This window comes from Porphyromonas gulae DSM 15663, from assembly GCF_000378065.1.
GTDB lineage: Bacteria > Bacteroidota > Bacteroidia > Bacteroidales > Porphyromonadaceae > Porphyromonas > Porphyromonas gulae.
On record NZ_KB899149.1, the window covers coordinates 23,913 to 40,660 of the forward strand.

Annotated in this window: 10 protein-coding genes; all 10 read right to left on the reverse strand. The window is 51.3% G+C overall.

The annotated features are described in order from the left end of the window. Position 1 precedes the first annotated feature (1 nt). The 10 genes from F452_RS0101340 to F452_RS0101385 all read right to left on the reverse strand — a co-directional run bounded on the left by F452_RS0101340 (position 2) and on the right by F452_RS0101385 (position 16,748). Positions 2–2,044 (reverse strand): AAA family ATPase, encoded by a 2,043-nt coding sequence (locus F452_RS0101340; RefSeq protein ID WP_018964466.1) that lies wholly within the window; start codon positions 2,042–2,044, stop codon positions 2–4. A 4-nt stretch (positions 2,045–2,048) separates the two neighbouring features. Continuing rightward, positions 2,049–3,587: a glycoside hydrolase family 10 protein gene (locus tag F452_RS0101345; protein WP_026292090.1), complete on the reverse strand. Its 1,539-nt coding sequence runs from the start codon at positions 3,585–3,587 to the stop codon at positions 2,049–2,051. Between the two features lie 46 nt (positions 3,588–3,633). Further along, positions 3,634–3,816 carry a hypothetical protein gene (locus F452_RS0101350; protein WP_018964468.1) on the reverse strand — a complete coding sequence of 61 codons (183 nt, stop codon included), beginning with the start codon at positions 3,814–3,816 and terminating at the stop codon, positions 3,634–3,636. 6 nt (positions 3,817–3,822) lie between these two features. Next, the gene (locus F452_RS0101355; RefSeq protein WP_018964469.1) at positions 3,823–4,203 is read right to left on the reverse strand and encodes a putative signal transducing protein; all 381 of its coding nucleotides are present in this window, start codon (positions 4,201–4,203) and stop codon (positions 3,823–3,825) included. A gap of 14 nt (positions 4,204–4,217) precedes the next feature. Next, a complete protein-coding gene (nadD, locus tag F452_RS0101360) occupies positions 4,218–4,811 on the reverse strand; it encodes a nicotinate (nicotinamide) nucleotide adenylyltransferase (RefSeq protein WP_018964470.1) in 594 nt (197 codons plus the stop codon). Continuing rightward, positions 4,811–5,995 (reverse strand): nicotinate phosphoribosyltransferase, encoded by a 1,185-nt coding sequence (pncB, locus tag F452_RS0101365; RefSeq protein ID WP_018964471.1) that lies wholly within the window; start codon positions 5,993–5,995, stop codon positions 4,811–4,813. Before pncB ends, nadD begins: the two co-directional genes overlap by 1 nt. Positions 5,996–6,026: 31 nt before the next feature. Next, positions 6,027–7,724 (reverse strand): hypothetical protein, encoded by a 1,698-nt coding sequence (locus F452_RS0101370; protein ID WP_018964472.1) that lies wholly within the window; start codon positions 7,722–7,724, stop codon positions 6,027–6,029. A 131-nt stretch (positions 7,725–7,855) separates the two neighbouring features. Continuing rightward, positions 7,856–8,911, reverse strand: coding sequence for a PspC domain-containing protein (locus tag F452_RS0101375; RefSeq protein ID WP_018964473.1), 1,056 nt, complete (start codon positions 8,909–8,911; stop codon positions 7,856–7,858). After that, positions 8,908–10,662 (reverse strand): single-stranded-DNA-specific exonuclease RecJ, encoded by a 1,755-nt coding sequence (recJ, locus tag F452_RS0101380; RefSeq protein WP_026292091.1) that lies wholly within the window; start codon positions 10,660–10,662, stop codon positions 8,908–8,910. The genes F452_RS0101375 and recJ overlap by 4 nt, the downstream gene beginning before the upstream one ends. A gap of 293 nt (positions 10,663–10,955) precedes the next feature. After that, entirely contained in the window at positions 10,956–16,748 is a 5,793-nt protein-coding gene (locus F452_RS0101385) for a DUF3320 domain-containing protein (RefSeq protein ID WP_018964475.1), read from the reverse strand.

The following is a 16,748-nucleotide window of genomic DNA, read 5'->3' on the forward strand; positions in this document are numbered from 1 at the left end:
TTCACTTCCGGCCGGCCTGTTCTCGGAGCTTGCGTAAGCGGATTCGGTAGTGCTCGGCTTCGTCTTCTTCGTCCAGCTCCTCGCAGAGGGCAATAAGCCGTTTGAGCAATGTGCGGCTTTGGGGGTTGAGCCCATCGGCCTGTCGGTATGCATCGAGGGCCTCTTCGTAGTAAGCGAATTTCTCCAAGACTTGTCCCAACGTGAATCGAGCAGTAAAATCCGTCGGAGCAATGGCTACAGCCTGATTCAAAGCAGAGAGGGAAGCGGTTATTTCGTTCAGTCCGGCCAATGCCCGACCTTTCCTGACGAAGGCCTCCACATAGTCGGGATAGAGCGTGAGGGCTTTGTCGTAGGAGCGGATGGCCGCGTGAGCATCATGAGCCTCCGCAATACAGTCATTGCCCATTAGTACATATTCTTTGGCCAGTCGACGCATAACCTCGCGCTGCTCGGCCAACTCACGCCGCAGCTGTTCCTCACGGCGGTATGCATACTCCATTTCGAACAGCTTGCTCACCAGCAGACGGCGAAAGAGTGGGTCGTCCAAATCGTTCTTCTTCGCTAATGCTTGTGAAAAGGTGCCGATGGCTTCCGTATAACGGCAAGCATTCCACAGCCGGAGGGCTTGTGCATACTCACGTTCCGCCTCGGCACGTTCGAGCGAGTCATTGATTACACCCAGATCATTGGCTCGCGAATAAAAATCGACAATCTCACGACGGACGATGACGTCCCGGCCGGCAAGCGGTGCACGCAGCACCATACCTTCGAGCGAACGGCACCGGCTGAGGGCTACATAGGCCTGACCGCCGGCGAAGGTCCCTTCCGAGAAATCGATGATCACCCGATCGAACGTCAGTCCCTGGCTCTTGTGTACCGTGATCGCCCAAGCCAATTTGAGCGGATACTGAATGAATCTGCCCAGGACTTCCTCCTCCACTTTATTGGCCTGCTCATTATAGGAGAAGCGTTTATTGTCCCAGATGCATGGTTCCACTGTGACAACTTCTCCGGTGCTGAGACATACGTCTATCGTTTCACTCTCCGGATCGAAGCCGGCTACTATGCCGAGTGTCCCATTGACCCATCGGTGATCTTTGTCATTGGAGACGAATATCACCTGAGCATCCTGTTTCAGGATAAGCTCTTCCTCGGTCGGTAAGGATGAAGAGGGGAAATCGCCTTCGATAGTGCCGTACAGGGTGATGGGGTCGCCCTGCAGCCGGTCCAACTGTCGCTCGTTGATGTAGCTCACGTGCCGGCGTTTGGTGGCGAGGGTGATGACCGGCTCGTCTTTCGGTGGTTCGTAATGGCGATCGACGCATTTATTGATGTCCCGAAGATCCTGTTCGATCAGCCTGCCTGATCGGATTCGATCGAGTATCTGCACGAACGCCTGCTCTGTCTGTCGATACACCTTGGTCAGCTCCACTGTGACGGGAGGAGTGGCTCGCAGTGCCTCGGAGGAGAAAAAGAAGGGGTTGGGATAAAATCGTTTCAGTATGTCGGCATCATCTGCCGTTACCACAGGTTCAAGTTGATAAAGATCCCCCACGAACAACATCTGCACACCACCGAAAGGCCTTTCTTGCCGGCCTCTGTATATACCGAGGAGCTTATCAATGGCATCGATGACATCGGCCCGAACCATGGACACCTCGTCTATGACAATCAGATCGAGGCTTCGGATCAGTTTCTTGTGTTCGTTCGTGTAGCGAAATACATCGAACACCCGTTTGTCACGAGTGCTCAGATCGGGATCGTTCGGCGGAATGGGGCGGAGTGGCAGCTTGAAAAATGAGTGGAGCGTCTGCCCTCCGACATTCAGAGCCGCGAGACCGGTAGGTGCAAGCACGATGAACTTCTTGTGCGTCGTAGCACAGATATGCCGAAGCAGTGTGGACTTACCCGTTCCGGCCTTGCCGGTCAGGAAGAGACTTTGGTCTGTACGCTCGATCAGGCTGAGCACATAGCCCATCTCCTCATTGGCCGGGTCAATGGTGGGCAGGGCCTCCTCTCTCTTTTTTGTCTTACGACGAGGCATGCGCTCAGGGGCGTTTGTATCGGGCTTTGACTTTCAGCTTGGCCGGTTTGCTCTCGTTATGGAAGCGATCCACGGCTGTCACCCAGTAGGTATAATCCGCTGAAGCGTGGGAGTCGGGAAGGCGGATACTGTTTTCGGGTGTAATCACCCAAATGTTTTCGGCATGTTGGGTCGTTTTCTTCACGCCATGGCGGAAGGCATAGACTACGAAGTAGGAGGCCTTGACGGGATCGGATTCGTCCTTTTCGGCAAGCCAGATCAGGTGAAAGCCCGATGGCAACCAAGCGGCATGCAGGCCTTTCACTTTCGGAGGAGCCTGTCGGTGCATGGCCGTATAAGCCGGTATAAGAGCGGGATAGCGGTGGTAGCGGCTACGCAGACTGTCTGCCACTCCTTGGGTATTGTTCACCACCTCACCGGCCGGCCAAAGGGCATGCCCGGCTGCTACGGCACGCTGCATCCGCATCTTGGGCGCGAGTTGTCGGGCAGTCATCGTTCGTTTGACATCCTGCCCGAAGTAGAGGTGTGTCGCTCCGACAGAATTACGTCCCCACCACTCAGCTAACGTGGCATAGTCTGCGGCTTTGTGTCCGATCTCCCAATAGATTTGGGGGATAACGTAGTCGATCCAGCCTTTTTTTTGCCACAATAGCACATCGGCATAGAGGTCATCATAGTTCTGAAGTCCGGCTGTCTCACTACCGGAAGGGGAGGAGCGTTTGTTCCGATATATGCCGAAGGGACTGATGCCGAAACGCACCCACGGTTTGGACTGCAGTATGGTCAGCTTGATTTCATGCACCAGCTTGTTTACATTCTCGCGCCGCCAGTCTCCTTTTGTTTGGGAGGTATATCCCTGTCCATATCGGCGAAAACTGTCGCCATCGGGGAAAGCGGCACCGGCCAGCGGATATGGGTAGAAGTAATCGTCCATGTGAATGGCATCGACGTCATATCGCATCGTAATATCTCGCACGATACGGCAGATGTAAGCTCTACAATCCGGCACTCCGGGGTCGTAGTAGAGCTGATTGTTGTAGGTGACGAACCACTCCGGATAACGGTGGTAGGGATGATCGGGGGCAAGCCCTGCCGTTCCGGAAGTCGAGGCGCGATATGGATTGATCCATGCATGCAGCTCCATCCCCCGCTTGTGACATTCGCTGACCATGAAAGCGAGCGGATCCCACAAGGGCGTAGGGGCTTGTCCCTGACGGCCTGTCAGGAAACGACTCCATGGCTCTATAGCAGATTCGTACCAGGCATCGCTCTCGGGTCTGATCTGGAAAATAATCGCATTACAGCCGGCTTCTTTGAGTTTATCCAGTCGCCCGATCAGCAAGCGGCGAACTTCGGCAGGGGCCAAGCGGGCATACTCGCTCTGATAGACGGTTTGGATCCATGCTGCACGAAACTCCCGCTTGGGATGATCAGTGTACACTTGTGGGGGCAATTTTCGCTTGGTGCCACAGCTAAAGAATGCCATTACACAAAAAACCAAGGCAAGAAAAAAGGCAGGAGACCTGCGAGAACAACGATACATGGGATGGTAATGATAGTGATATTAGAGGAGAAAGTCGCGAACGACTCTACTTTCCCCTGCGACGAATGTCTTTGTAGATGGTGACAAATACGACGATGCCGGAGGAAATGATGCCGAAAAACAATTGTCCGCTCGGCCTTCCTGCCCCAATGGCATAGATGACGAGCAGTATCCAAAGGAGTGCGATACAAATGATCTGGCTATTGCTAAGCGGTTTCCGCCGGGGCATATTGCTTTAGCTTAAGAGATAGAGTATGATGGAAAGCATTCCGAGAAAGACTATGAGCAGTCCCGTAATGATCCACAAGCGCTGCTCCAAAGGACGATTGCGCAGGAGAGGCAGGTTGTCCGCCCATCGGCTGATACGCCCTACTTGGGTCTGCTCCGGTTCTGCCAATGGCAATCCGGACTCAGCCAAAACAATACGAGCAGCCTCGAGGTCGCTTTCGGCCAATTCAATTCTCACTCCGCCGACATCGCACATAGGGCCTATGATGCGGTTGGTGTATTCATTACGCAGATAAGCCGTGATACCTGCTTCGGCGAGCATTCGTTGGAGTTCTTCTGCCAAAGCGTTGCTTTGCAGGCAGACGAGCGTGACCATTCTTTCTTCCATAGGTTCTCTTTTTCTCAGCGTTTTTGTGACAGACAGCTTTGCAGGGCAGATGCTATGACGTCCCGGTACTCAGGAAGAGGCAGCCAGTGGCGCAGATCTTTTCCTTCCAATATGCTTGTCCTGATTTGGGTAGAGGAGATTTCTATTCGCGGAGCATCATGTACGTATCGGCATCCGGCCGGGAGTTTTGTTTCGTCTACTTCATAGCCGAATCGCGGATAGATAATGAGCTCGTATTCGGCCGTCAGCCGATGATGATCTTTCCATCGATCGAAGCTCTGCCAGTTGTCCGCCCCGATCAGGAGGGCGAATCGATGACGGGGATACAGCATGCTGAGGACACGAAGTGTCCGGATGGTATAATGAGGAGAAGGCAGGAGTTCTTCGATGCGCACGACTTGAAAACGAGCATCGTTTTGAATAGCTTGTTCTATCAGCTCGCAGCGCAGATGGTACGGAAGTAGCTCTTGGGTGTTTTTTAGAGGATTCAGCGGGCTCGGCACGAACCACAACTCTCCGATCGGAGTGTATTCTGTCAGATAATTGGCCAGTGCCAAATGACCGATATGCAGCGGATTGAAAGATCCGAAGAAGAGCCCTGTCAGCATTATTTCGGTTTGATTCCCAGTGTATTCATCGCCAGAAGGATTTCTTCCGGCTCTCCCGTATGTTTGCCATCGACATCGCTCAGCTTGACGCAGTAGTGCCAATCGTCTTTCGCCGTCATCTTGCACTTCCAGAGCTTCATAACGATATTCAGTGGCTCTACACCCCCACCTACATCATTCGTCAAATTGGTACCGATGCCGAAGCTGGCCTTTATCTTGCCGGCACACATATCTTGAATCTCTATGGCTCGCTGGGGAGTGAGGCTGTCAGAGAATATGATGTACTTGATCTTGGGATCTACTCGCAGCTCTTCGTATCGCCGTATTGCTTTCTCGATGAATACTTCGGGGTCGCCGCTGTCATGCCTCAGACTGGTAAAGAGCATGGCATGCTTCTTGCTGAAGTTGCGCATGAAAACATCGGTCGTGTACGTATCGGTGAGCACAGTGCCGAGATCACCGTCATAGACATTGATCCAATCCTCCATGGCTACATAATTGGCCATCTTGTAGCCGTAAATAGCCCCGTGGAATTGTATCCACTCGTGCGGATGTGTACCGGACACGCGTAATCCATGCTTATGGGCTAAGTGTACGTTGCTGGTACCGAAGAGACTCTCACCTGCATACTGCTTGAGAATATCCGTCACACGATCTTCCACATCAAGGGAGAAACGCCTCCGCATACCGAATATCGAGAACGTAGCTCGATGCTCTCGCATCAATTCCCCCTTGGATCGAGTTACCTCTTCTACGTGCTTCCAATCCGGTTGGGCCCCGATAAAACGATAGTAGAGTTCGCTGATAATGGCCAGGATGGGTGTCTCCCAAAGCGTCACACGATAGAGAAGGCCTTGCGCTCGTATATCCAAGCGACCTTGTGCGTCTATCGATACTGTAACTTCTTCCGGATCGAAACGAAAACCTTCCAAAAAATCGATGTATATCGGCGGTAGATAAGGTAATTCCCGCCGGAGAAACTCTTTTTCCTCACGAGTCAAAGACAGAGATGCCATCGCTCGTATTTCGGCACGTACCAGCTCGGCAAATTCCTCGGTAAAGAGCTGCCGGTTGCGGTCTATGAAGCGGAATTCGCCATAAGCTCTGGGGAATAGCTTGGCATAGGCATAGCCGGTAGTGAATTTATATAGATCGGTGTCTAATATGCTCCGGATAATACCCATAAAACTTTGGAGTTAGAAAATGAATAAAGTCTTAGTACCTATCCAACCATAGCACGAAAGCAGGACAACGACTCTGGCAGATAAATGTTTCGACTTCGTCTTTGTCTTTTCTCTTCGAGCACATGCTCTCGGCCAACAACAAAGAAACATCCGCTACGAGACTTGCCTCAACGGCCAAAGCACTACCTACTATACTCGGAGCCATGGCTAAAACGGATATACCCTTTTCACGCAAAGCGGCCACCTCTTGGAGTGCAGCATCCGACTCTTCAAGGTGGACCATTTGGATTTTCTTTCCCTTTTTCTCAAAAGAATTTATCAGTTCTGTAGCTATCCTCTCGGTCTGTTCGTTACCGCTCATGCTTGTCAGGATAATACAAGAGGAAGCCGAATCCGATAGGTATTCAGTCAGATTGAGACGAAGTAAGTCTATATCCCGTTGCATCGTAGCCGTTCTCTTCTTACTTCCATTCAGTAGAGCCAGTATACGCTTGAGCGCTTTTTCGCCAAGTTCCGAAGGTGCCAATATCAGATTGCGCAGAACGACATAAACAAAGAAGATGATCATCGGCAGAAAGAGTCCGATAGCCAGATTGATGATCAAGATCAATAAATGTTTTTTCGTTCCGGGAACAGCCTTCGTCTTGTCAAGGACGATCAGGCTTGAGGAAGCATCGGCTGTCAGAAGATCCACTTTGTATTCATTGATCATGGTTATCAACCTCTTTCGCAAAGCCTCACGATTGGTGTTTATCTCTTTCTCTGCGATATTCAAAGAAGAGAGGGCAGAGTCCGAGACAGGGATCCCGTCTTTTTGAAGATCGCTTAGACTCTTTTCGGCTAAAGCGATTTTTTCTTCTACCTCCTGACGATATTTCTGGCGAGACTGAATATCAAACTCTTCTATAAGACCGTCAAGGAAATCTCTTGCGAAGCCCAAAGATCGGCCCATCGTTATCCTCATTTCTATTCGCCCCTTCGACTCTTCCGTCCTAAGGTTCGAATCGTAGCGTACTCGCGCACTATTCTTCGATTCTTTGGTTACGATGATAGTTGTGTGCGAAAATTTTTCGTCCAAAGTCTCCGGATCGAATCGCTCTGTCTTCTCCACCCTAAGTTCTCCGATCGGAGTAGCCACAGGAACTCCATAAGGGAGCTGAATATCGGTCAGATTTATCTTTTTCGCCTCATGCTTTCCATTTAGAGACAAGATGGTAGCATATTCTTTCCCCACCTTCATCTTTACAGTGAAAGAACTGTGTGCACTTTCCGGCGAAAAGATCAAATGAATGGGCGTATGATCGTAAAAATCATGTTTGGTCACTTTGCCCGGGAGATAATAGTTCACATCGTACTGTATTTTCTCTCCCACTCTTTCTACGAGACTTGTAGCACAAAGACCATTGAAAATAGAATTCTGATCTAATACGGAAATACCTTCCCAACGAGGTGTATAATTATCATATGCACTGTAGTTTGGATTCAATCCACCGGAGCTTGCCCTCTGAACACCTTCGGGGAATCGTGGCATTATGGCCGTAAAATAGGTGCTGGGAGCCATGCCGACCCTCTTATACTTCACCACACCCCATCCGGCGAAAAGAACGATGGAAAGGAGTATCCAATACCAGTTTCGGAGACAAATTCGGAAAAATAAAATCAGGATAGAATCCTTCGGGAGGACGACACTTCGAAACGATTTCTCGGTCAAATGACAATTATCACTCATACTATTAGTAGCTGATGTTATTCTTTTTCAAAAGACAAGATTCTAAAAACGAAGATATGAACAAAAATGCAAAAACCTTTACCAAGGATTGTCCCAAAAGGGACCTAAATATTTTTTAGGCATTTCTGACATCATACCGAATGGCGATGGAGGAAGAAATTCAAACCCAGCTCACGGGTCATCAATATGAAGACTACGGCCAACAGGATAGCGGCAGCAAGCCAAATAGTCAAGCCCAGCCATTTGAAACCTGCAGGAATAATTCCGTTTCTCCCTTGTCCCTGATGTCTGAAAACGATGGCCATAACTGGTACGACTACTATAATAAATACGGAGATCGCGGCACAGAGTATCATCCAGGAGGGAATAGAAATCCAGTCAGAAGTCAAGGGAGCATGTGCCACGTAACCGTCTGCAAACAGCTCCAATATAAGGCCGAAAAGGCCGAAAACGACAGCGAGGATAAAACCTATTCCTACGAGGACAAACAGTCCTTTGAGCATACACCCCAGCGTATTCAGTACAGAGGCATTCCTGCGGTGAAGGCTCGTATCGACATCGGCAGCAACTCGCTTACCGATATTCTCCACTGTGATCGGCTCACCGTACATCTCCAATTTCTGAGAAGCAGTTATAGCCGGTGGAGCTATCATCCAAACGGCCAAATAACCGATAATGATCATCCAAAAGAGAGAAGAGGCCAAAATCGTCATCAACACGACTATCACACGAATGGCGTTCACATTCCATCTCGTATATGCTGCAATACCGCTACACACGCCACACAAAACGGCATGATCCATGTCGCGATAAAACTTCCGCTTCGGAGCCTCCCCTGACATGTATCGATAGCCTGAAGCCTCCCTCTCCTTCTGTCTGTAACCGGCCCCTGCAGCATATCCGGCAGTCGCACTGTCTTCATTGGAAGAAAAGTGCTCACCCATATTGATCTTTTCTATGACTTCTCGAATCAGGCCGATACTTATTATGGCGTGTTCGCTGTGCAATCGGGCGATGACCATATCCGACAAATAAGCCTCAAACTCTTCGATCGTTTTACAATCCGTATGGTTATCCCGATCGAAATGTGAGGCTAAATTGTGTAGATACTCCTCCAGCAGGTTATAGGCATCCTCATCAATATGGAAGACCTTGCCTCCCAGATTCATCGTGAGCGTTCTCTTCATCTTGTCTCTCCGTTAATGGTGGATTCTTCTTCGGGTTTGATGTCGCGCACCAGTAGCTGCAATGATTTATTGCCGTTGAATTCGTTCTCTTCTATCGTGTAGCAAAGGCGGAAAGGACCATTTTTGATCTCATCGCAATGACCGGCCTGATTAAATGCAATCCCACTCACCGGATGGCGTTCGCCCGATCCCACCCTCACATCTATCTTCAGGTGTTCGGATGTCTTCCCCACAGCCCTGCTACCTCCGGCATCGTACAGCTGTCGGGATATAAAGACCGGCTTGGAATTTTCCGGTCCGAATGGCCCCATCCGCTTGAGGTTGTCGAGAAGTTTGTAATTGACCTCTTCGATGGATATTTCGGCATCTACATCTATTTGCGGCACCAGTAATTCCGGCGATACAGCCTCTTCGGCATAGTCCGTAATCATCTTTCGGAAAGCTTCCAGATTCTCTTCTTTGATCGTCAGACCGGAAGCAAAAGGATGTCCACCGAAATTGACCAGCAAATCCTTGCAATGTTCGATAGCCTTATACACATCGAATCCTCCCACCGAACGAGCCGAACCGGAAATGTAATCGCTGCTCTTCGTCATCACGATCGTCGGGCGCGAATAGCGTTCAGTCATCCTGCTGGCTACTATGCCGATGACGCCCTTGTGCCATTCCGGCCGGTAGATAACGAGGATCTTCTTGTCCACATCGGATAGCTCGCCCAAAATGTCAATAGCCTGTTCCGTCACATCCTTGTCAAGCTCGCGACGTTGATCGTTGTATTCGTCTATATTGGCCGTTCGGCTTTGGGCCTCCACAGCATCCTGAGAGAGGAGCAGTTCCACAGCCTTCCCCCCATTCATCATACGACCGGAAGCATTGATCCGAGGCCCGATCTTGAAGACGATGTCGTTCATATCTATCCTTCGCTTCTTCAGACCGCATACATCTATTATAGCCTGTAAGCCAAGACAAGGGCGTTTATTAAGTTGGCGCAGTCCGTAATAGGCGAGTATGCGGTTCTCCCCCATAATAGGAACAATATCCGAAGCTATACTGACGGCCACGAGGTCGAGCAAAGGAAGGAGCTTGGATTCGGGTAAATTGTTGCTCCGGGCATAAGCTTGCATAAACTTGAACCCGACTCCACAGCCGGAGAGATGCTCGTAAGGATACGTATTGTCGGCTCTTTTGGCATCCAGCACCGCAACGGCATCGGGCAGGGTTTCATCCGGATTGTGATGGTCGCAGATAATAAAATCGATGCCAAGCGACTTGGCGTATGCCACCTTTTCGACGGCTTTGATACCACAGTCAAGTACGATTATCAGTTTCGTTCCGAGAGAGTGAGCCAAATCAATCCCTCGATAAGATATACCATAACCCTCATCGTACCGATCCGGAATGTAGTAATCCAATTGGGTTTCGGAGCAGCCCGTGGCGCGCAAGTACTTATAGACGAGTGCCACTGCCGTGGTACCGTCTACATCATAGTCACCGTAAATCATGATTTTTTCCTTTCGCCCCACTGCCCTGTTCAGGCGAGCCACAGCCTTGTCCATATCCTTCATCAGGAAAGGATCGTGGAGATCCTCCAATCTTGGGCGAAAGAAACGTTTAGCTTCCTCCACGGAAGCTATTCCCCTGCGTGCCAATAGGCACCCCACTACGGGCGCGAGCCTTAGCTCCCGACAGAATATTGTCCCGAGGGAACGTTCCTCTGCGGAAAACGGCTCCAAATTCCAGTTGTAATTCATTATATGTCATTTTTTTACTTTTTCAATTGTGAATAGCAAGAGTCGGAACAACAGGCACGTCCGGACTCCAACTTGTATTTATTTTATAACGCTACACCGTGCATTTCTATTGAAAATGACACCGGTCGGCTACATTTATGCTCCGTAAATGTAATAATAATGCTGTATCATTTGTGCACAACGTACAGAGAACCGACTTGATCCATCTGCAAACTTGCGAGGGCAAAGGGCGGTAGATTATCTTCCTCGGCGAACTGACGCATACTGCGAGATGCGGATATCAAGAGCAACCGCTATTCGTTCAGAGCGATCATTCCCCGATCGGATTCTCTGAACTTGCCGTTACGCAGGAGCTCCTCGACGGCATAATCTGTATGTGTCTGCACTTTCGTTCCGTTACGAGCGAACCCAAGAAGCTGGGCTGCCAGTTTGCACAGTTCGAGGCGAGGAAGAGCAAGCTGTTCCTCCATGATATGCATAAGGGCATTCATGATCTCGATGGTGGGAATTTCGCTGATCTCTCTGCCGGAATCCGTGCGGTAATAGTCGAATCCTTCGGCCGCTTCGCTGTCTATCCAAAGCGTGTGGCTCCCTTCGAAGGAAACGGGATCGTGGTATAATTTGTCCGTCAGGCTATCGACGAGAGTTCGCAGGCGAGGAGAGACCCGACTAAGACCGAAGTGCTCGACTACGCGTCTGTACAAAAGGGTATCGGTAATAGGCTGCTCGGTTTGGACGATGGATCGGATCGCCTTTCTTGCTTCTGCCTTGTTGGCGGTCAGGGTACTTAGGTCGGCAGTGTGGTTAGGAGCCTTCTCGATCGGGAAAGAGCGATAGGGTTGCTCTTTGCTCTTGGATGGCTTTTGGAGTGGGGCGGCAGAGGTGATGGAAAACTTCTTTACCGGCTGTACCGGTGCCATAGAGGAAATAGCCGGCAAGCGGAGCAAGGCATCTACTTGTTCGACAATACGGTCGATCACCCGATCCTTGTTTTCGAACCAATCCACACTCCATACTCTATGGATATTCCAGCCGAGCATGCGAAGGACTCCCGGCCGGACGACTTCCCTATCGCGCGTGGTCTTCGTCTCGAAATAGTTTTTCCCGTCACACAAGATGCCGAGGAGGTATTGTTCCGGATTCTGCGGATGGCGTATGCCGAGATCTATTTTGAAGTTCGAACAGCCGATCATCGTGTCCGTCTTATAACCACGGCTACGCAGTGCAGCTGCCAGATCGGTTACGATCGCACTCTCGGCACGTACCTGACTGCTTCGATTGGGCAAATGAGACAATCCGTGTGCGGCAAACTCTAAAAGCAGGCGCAGTCCCTCCACACCGAGCGAATTGGTTCGTTTGAGATCTATCTGTTCGGGACTGAGCGAGGTATATATGATCATTTCGTATCGGGCACGCGATACGGCCACATTCAGCCGGCGTTCCCCACCCTTGTTGTTCAAGGGACCGAAGTTCATCGACACCTTACCGTCCTTGTCCGGTCCATAACCGATGCTGAAGAGTATGACATCGCGCTCGTCTCCCTGCACATTTTCCAGATTCTTGATAAAGATCGGTTCGGCACCATGCAAAGCTTTCTGTTCCAATTCGGGCTTGGTGCTCAGAGCGTCCATCAGCATATCTTCTACAAGGTTTTGCTGCGCCTGACTGAAGGATACCACACCGATGCTTCGCTCGCACAGGGCCGGATCTTCCAACCGCCGGATAATCTCATCGACGATGGCTTGGGCTTCTTTGCGGTTGCTTCTCGTATTCGACTTGTCGTACACGCCGTCTATCTTCACCAAGCTGACTTTCGAAACCCTGTCATCAGTGGAGGGGAAGGTAAAGAGCTTGCCATCGTAGTAGCGACTGTTGCTGAACGCGATCAGGCTCTCATGCTTGCTTCGGTAGTGCCATGTAAGGTATCGGGAAGGCATTGACAGAGAGATACAATCATCGAGGATACTCTCCATATCGTCTATGTAGGCATCTTCTTCGTTGTTCCTTCCGGTCATGAAGAAACTGGTGGGCGGCATCTGCTTCGGATCGCCCACCACGACGAGTGCCTTGCCTCGGGCTATGGCACCTACGGACTCGCTCGTCGGCATTTGCGAGGCTTCGTCGAAAATGACCAGATCGAATTTCTCTGCATCGAGGTCGATAAACTGGGCCACCGACAGCGGACTCATCAGCATGCAGGGACAGAGCTTGGGCAGAAGAGTGGGTATTTGGTCTATGATCTTGCGAATGGAAGTCCCACGGCCTCCGTTGGCGATGTTTCGTTTCAGGATGCCCACCTCCGAACTGTTGGACGCAGTCATCGTCAGTTGGGGGATTTTCGCTGCCAAGCGGCAGTATAGCTCCTGCTTGCTAAGCTCTTGGAAATTGGCCGTCAGGAATCTGTACTTCTCTATGACGGATTCGAAGAGGATACCGTTGAAGAGCTGTAGGGTAGGATCTGATGCGATGGTCTCCTCTGCCATGCGCCTGTAGAGATTATGCGCAAAGGCTTCTGCCACAGATACGGCCGGCACGGATCCTTCGCCGTGGCATATCCTGTCGATGGCCGGTGCTGCTCCTGCATCCAAGAGAGCTCGCTTGCAGAGGATCCATTGCGACCAATCCTTCAACCGAGGCAGATGCTCTATCCAAACGGAAAGTTTGGCACAGATTTGTTCGTAGCCGGATGGAAGACTGATAGCGACGGAGTGGGCGAGGGAGTCCGACACCTGTAGCAGCCGGACGGTTCGGTCATATATCTGCTGTAGTTTATTCCTGTTGGAATCGAAGATGGGTTGCCAATGGCCGCCGATCTTAGCAGTCACGGCTTGGCGGATCACTTCATAGCTTTGGCCTGTCTGCTCGGCATGACCGGCCAACAATCGGACAAATTCTTCGGATCGGTGAAGATTTTCTTGGGCCTGTAGCCATTCCCGGTCACTTCCCAAACCTCTGACATCGAACAAACGGATCAGCTCGGATTCGCTTCCACTGACCGATTCGCTCAGCTCTTGCAGAGCGCAGAGACGTTCGATGAGCAAAGGCACTTCGGCTTTGGAGAGAGTGGGTTTATGACGGCGCAAACGCTTGACAAAAGAGCCGGAAGCAAAAAACCGAGGCAAGAACCATTTACTTTCGATCATTTGCCATTCCGCACGCAGCCTGTGGCCGTCTTCTTCCAGAACAGTCGGTGCATAGTCTCGCGTAAGCTCTTCATGCAGACGGAGCCTATCACGAGCCGTACCCAGCAGATCGTGGGTTCGGATGCACGCTTGTCGGTTCTCGGCGAGGCGGAACAGGTCGTCATTGAAGCAGGAAATATGGAACAGACAGCCGAGAATGTCGCGCATCCGGATCACGCCATCGACCGATTCGTCGGGACCAACACCCAACAGATCTTCCAGTGCCTGCGGAGCAGAGGACAATTCTCCGAACAGGCGTTTGGCTTCTGCTAAGCTATCGCGCAGCGATGGCAGGTTCAGCATCGTCGGATCAGTCGGCTCCAAACCGTCCAGCGGATGTCCGGCCGGATGTCCGCTTACCAAAAACACAGTGTCCAGCTGGGTTATATCTTCGACGACTTTCTCTATCGCCTCTTTCTGCAATAGGGTTGCCGGCACTCGGCTGACATCCATATCCGCTCCTGAATGTCGAAGGAAACCCGATATACAGTCGAATAGCGAGAGTCCGAAGCCCCTCTCTTGGTGCAGGGCGTCTACGTATGCGATGAGCTTGGAGCGGTGGGAGAAGAGTTCGTCCGCACAGCTCTGATAGTCGGTAGCCGGCTGCAGACGTCGGATGTCCAAGGCCGTTTGCATCTGACTGAGGAAGTGACTCTTGGTGACTTTGTTGGAGTGCAGCTCCAGACAGAAAGGTGCCAGACCGATCTTTTCCAGACGCTTTTGAACGACCGACAAGGCAGCCATTTTCTCAGCGACGAAGAGTACGCGCTTGCCTCGGTACAGTGCGTTGGCTATCATATTGGTGATCGTCTGGGATTTTCCCGTGCCGGGAGGGCCATGAAGGATGAAGCTCTTTCCTTTCCCCGACTCGATCACGGCCTCCAATTGCGATGAATCCACATCGATCGGGATGGAATAAGCCGTCGGAGGCACTGTGCTGTCGATGATGCGAGCGTCGATTTCCTCTTCGCTGTGGTCGAACATTTGCAAGCGGTTGTTCATCAAACCGTTCAGGATAGGGTGCTCTTGCAGCTTATCGGCATGGGTGTGAATATCGTTCCACATGACGAATTTGTTGAAAGAGAACAACCCCACCATACTTTCTTCGAGCACATCCCAGCCTTTTTTGTCGCGAAGCTGTGAGCGAATAGCCGCCAAGACCAGTGGAATATCGGTACCCTTTTCGTCTTGAGGGAGCGTATTCAGGCCTGAGAGATCTATGCCGTATTGTTGCTTGAGCAGTTCGACCATCGTAATGTTCAGCATGGTCTCTTCGTCTCGGGTTCGCAGTTCATAGCCACGGCTTGCCCCTTTGCGGACGATCTCTATCGGCATGAGCAAGATCGGGGCGTAGCGAGGACGATGACTCTGCTCCGTCTCCATCCACCTGAGTATGCCTATAGCCAGAAAAAGCGAGTTGGCTCCGTTCTCCTCCAGAGCTGTTCTGGATTTTCTGTACAAGTCTTTGAGGGTGTTTTGCAGTTCGCTTTCGTCCAAATAGGAGTAGAGCGTATTGCTATGCAGCCCCATCGTGACAGTGGCGGCTACGACCTCCGGATTGGTAGCGGAGTCGTATATACCATATTCGTTGGGACGGGCACATTCGTCGGAGGGCGCAGGCAAGATGATAAACTTGTTGCCGGCATGGAGCGAATCCTCCAAAAGCTCGATGTTGTACGAGATAAGAGGCAAGGCTCTACGACCGGATCGGATATTGACAAGGTTGTTGCGCAGGGAAATATCCAGCAGCTTTCTTTCCCAAATATCCTGTTTGGTCAGCTCCTTATCGCTGTCCAGCTTGATGTCCAGCGGGCTGATCTTCATGATTCGCTTGGTGACATTGTCGTGCTTGATCCCCTCATTGACCAGCTCGAAGCCTCCCTCCGTAGCCACTCTCTGCGGCAGGGGTTTGATCCCTCCGAGCCGGCAAGCCACTACGTCTATGAACATCTGAAACAAGCCCGTACGCAGCTGCTGCGTAGCCATTTCAACGGCCAGTTCGAAACTGACAGGCTCCGAGGCCGTCAGCATCGTACTCTCGACGAAGACAATATCGTGGATACCATTGGCACAGCCCTTGAGCAGAAACTCCCGATCGTCGCTGGTGGCCTGGCTATAGAATCGCTCTTCCTGCCAGACACCCAAAAAAATATGCCCTTCGAACAGGACCAAAAGGGGATAAAGCCCTATATGCTCTATACAAGCCGCGAAGAGCAGGGTCAAATCTATGCAAGTACCTATTTTTTCATTCAGCACCTTGTCTGCCAACCGGATCCGTTGGCCTGCTTTTTCGAAGCTCGCCGGCGGATTGCTATAGACGATCCCTTCCGAGCGCAAGGCCTCGTACACGGCGGCTACCTGCCAGCGAACGATGGAGGGGTCTTGCGATTGGTATCCGGATAGCGAGTTGGACTTTGTCCATCGCTCCATGAATTTGGCCGCCTTGACGAGAACACGGGAGAGAAGCGGATGATTCGGTGTGACGAATGCCGACAGTATCTCAGGCATTATGCGGATCCCGGCCCACTGGTCATAGGCCATCAGATGCACTTCGTACTCTTCCCTGTAGATCTCTTCTTGCCCCACTCGGACGGTGCAGGAGAAGGAAGTGTCGAAGCCCTCTGTCAGCGAAATGAGCCGGGCTGCATCGACCTTCAGCTCCAGACCCTCCGCTTCTATGGTAGTACCTGTAGGAATCAGATCGAAATGACAGTCTGCCGGCTTGAGGTAAGCTCCTTCGATGAGGACGGTCGTATCCACCCAGTCGCGCCCGCTCTCGTTCGAGATGGCACAGCGACTGATGGTACGGATACCGTTGTGCTGGATGGCAAAATTGATAAAGTCGATATACTCTAAAATCAAAGCTCCGGAGTACGGGGCAGAAAAGGATTTGTTCGGCTCCAT

Bases quoted from the DNA above. Each gene is read 5' to 3' on its own strand.
- F452_RS0101340 (WP_018964466.1), bottom strand. From the start codon at position 2,044: ATGCCTCGTCGTAAGACAAAAAAGAGAGAGGAGGCCCTGCCCACCATT.
- F452_RS0101345 (WP_026292090.1), bottom strand. From the start codon at position 3,587: ATGTATCGTTGTTCTCGCAGGTCTCCTGCCTTTTTTCTTGCCTTGGTT.
- F452_RS0101350 (WP_018964468.1), bottom strand. From the start codon at position 3,816: ATGCCCCGGCGGAAACCGCTTAGCAATAGCCAGATCATTTGTATCGCA.
- F452_RS0101355 (WP_018964469.1), bottom strand. From the start codon at position 4,203: ATGGAAGAAAGAATGGTCACGCTCGTCTGCCTGCAAAGCAACGCTTTG.
- nadD (WP_018964470.1), bottom strand. From the start codon at position 4,811: ATGCTGACAGGGCTCTTCTTCGGATCTTTCAATCCGCTGCATATCGGT.
- pncB (WP_018964471.1), bottom strand. From the start codon at position 5,995: ATGGGTATTATCCGGAGCATATTAGACACCGATCTATATAAATTCACT.
- F452_RS0101370 (WP_018964472.1), bottom strand. From the start codon at position 7,724: ATGAGTGATAATTGTCATTTGACCGAGAAATCGTTTCGAAGTGTCGTC.
- F452_RS0101375 (WP_018964473.1), bottom strand. From the start codon at position 8,911: ATGAAGAGAACGCTCACGATGAATCTGGGAGGCAAGGTCTTCCATATT.
- recJ (WP_026292091.1), bottom strand. From the start codon at position 10,662: ATGAATTACAACTGGAATTTGGAGCCGTTTTCCGCAGAGGAACGTTCC.
- F452_RS0101385 (WP_018964475.1), bottom strand. From the start codon at position 16,748: ATGGAGCCGAACAAATCCTTTTCTGCCCCGTACTCCGGAGCTTTGATT.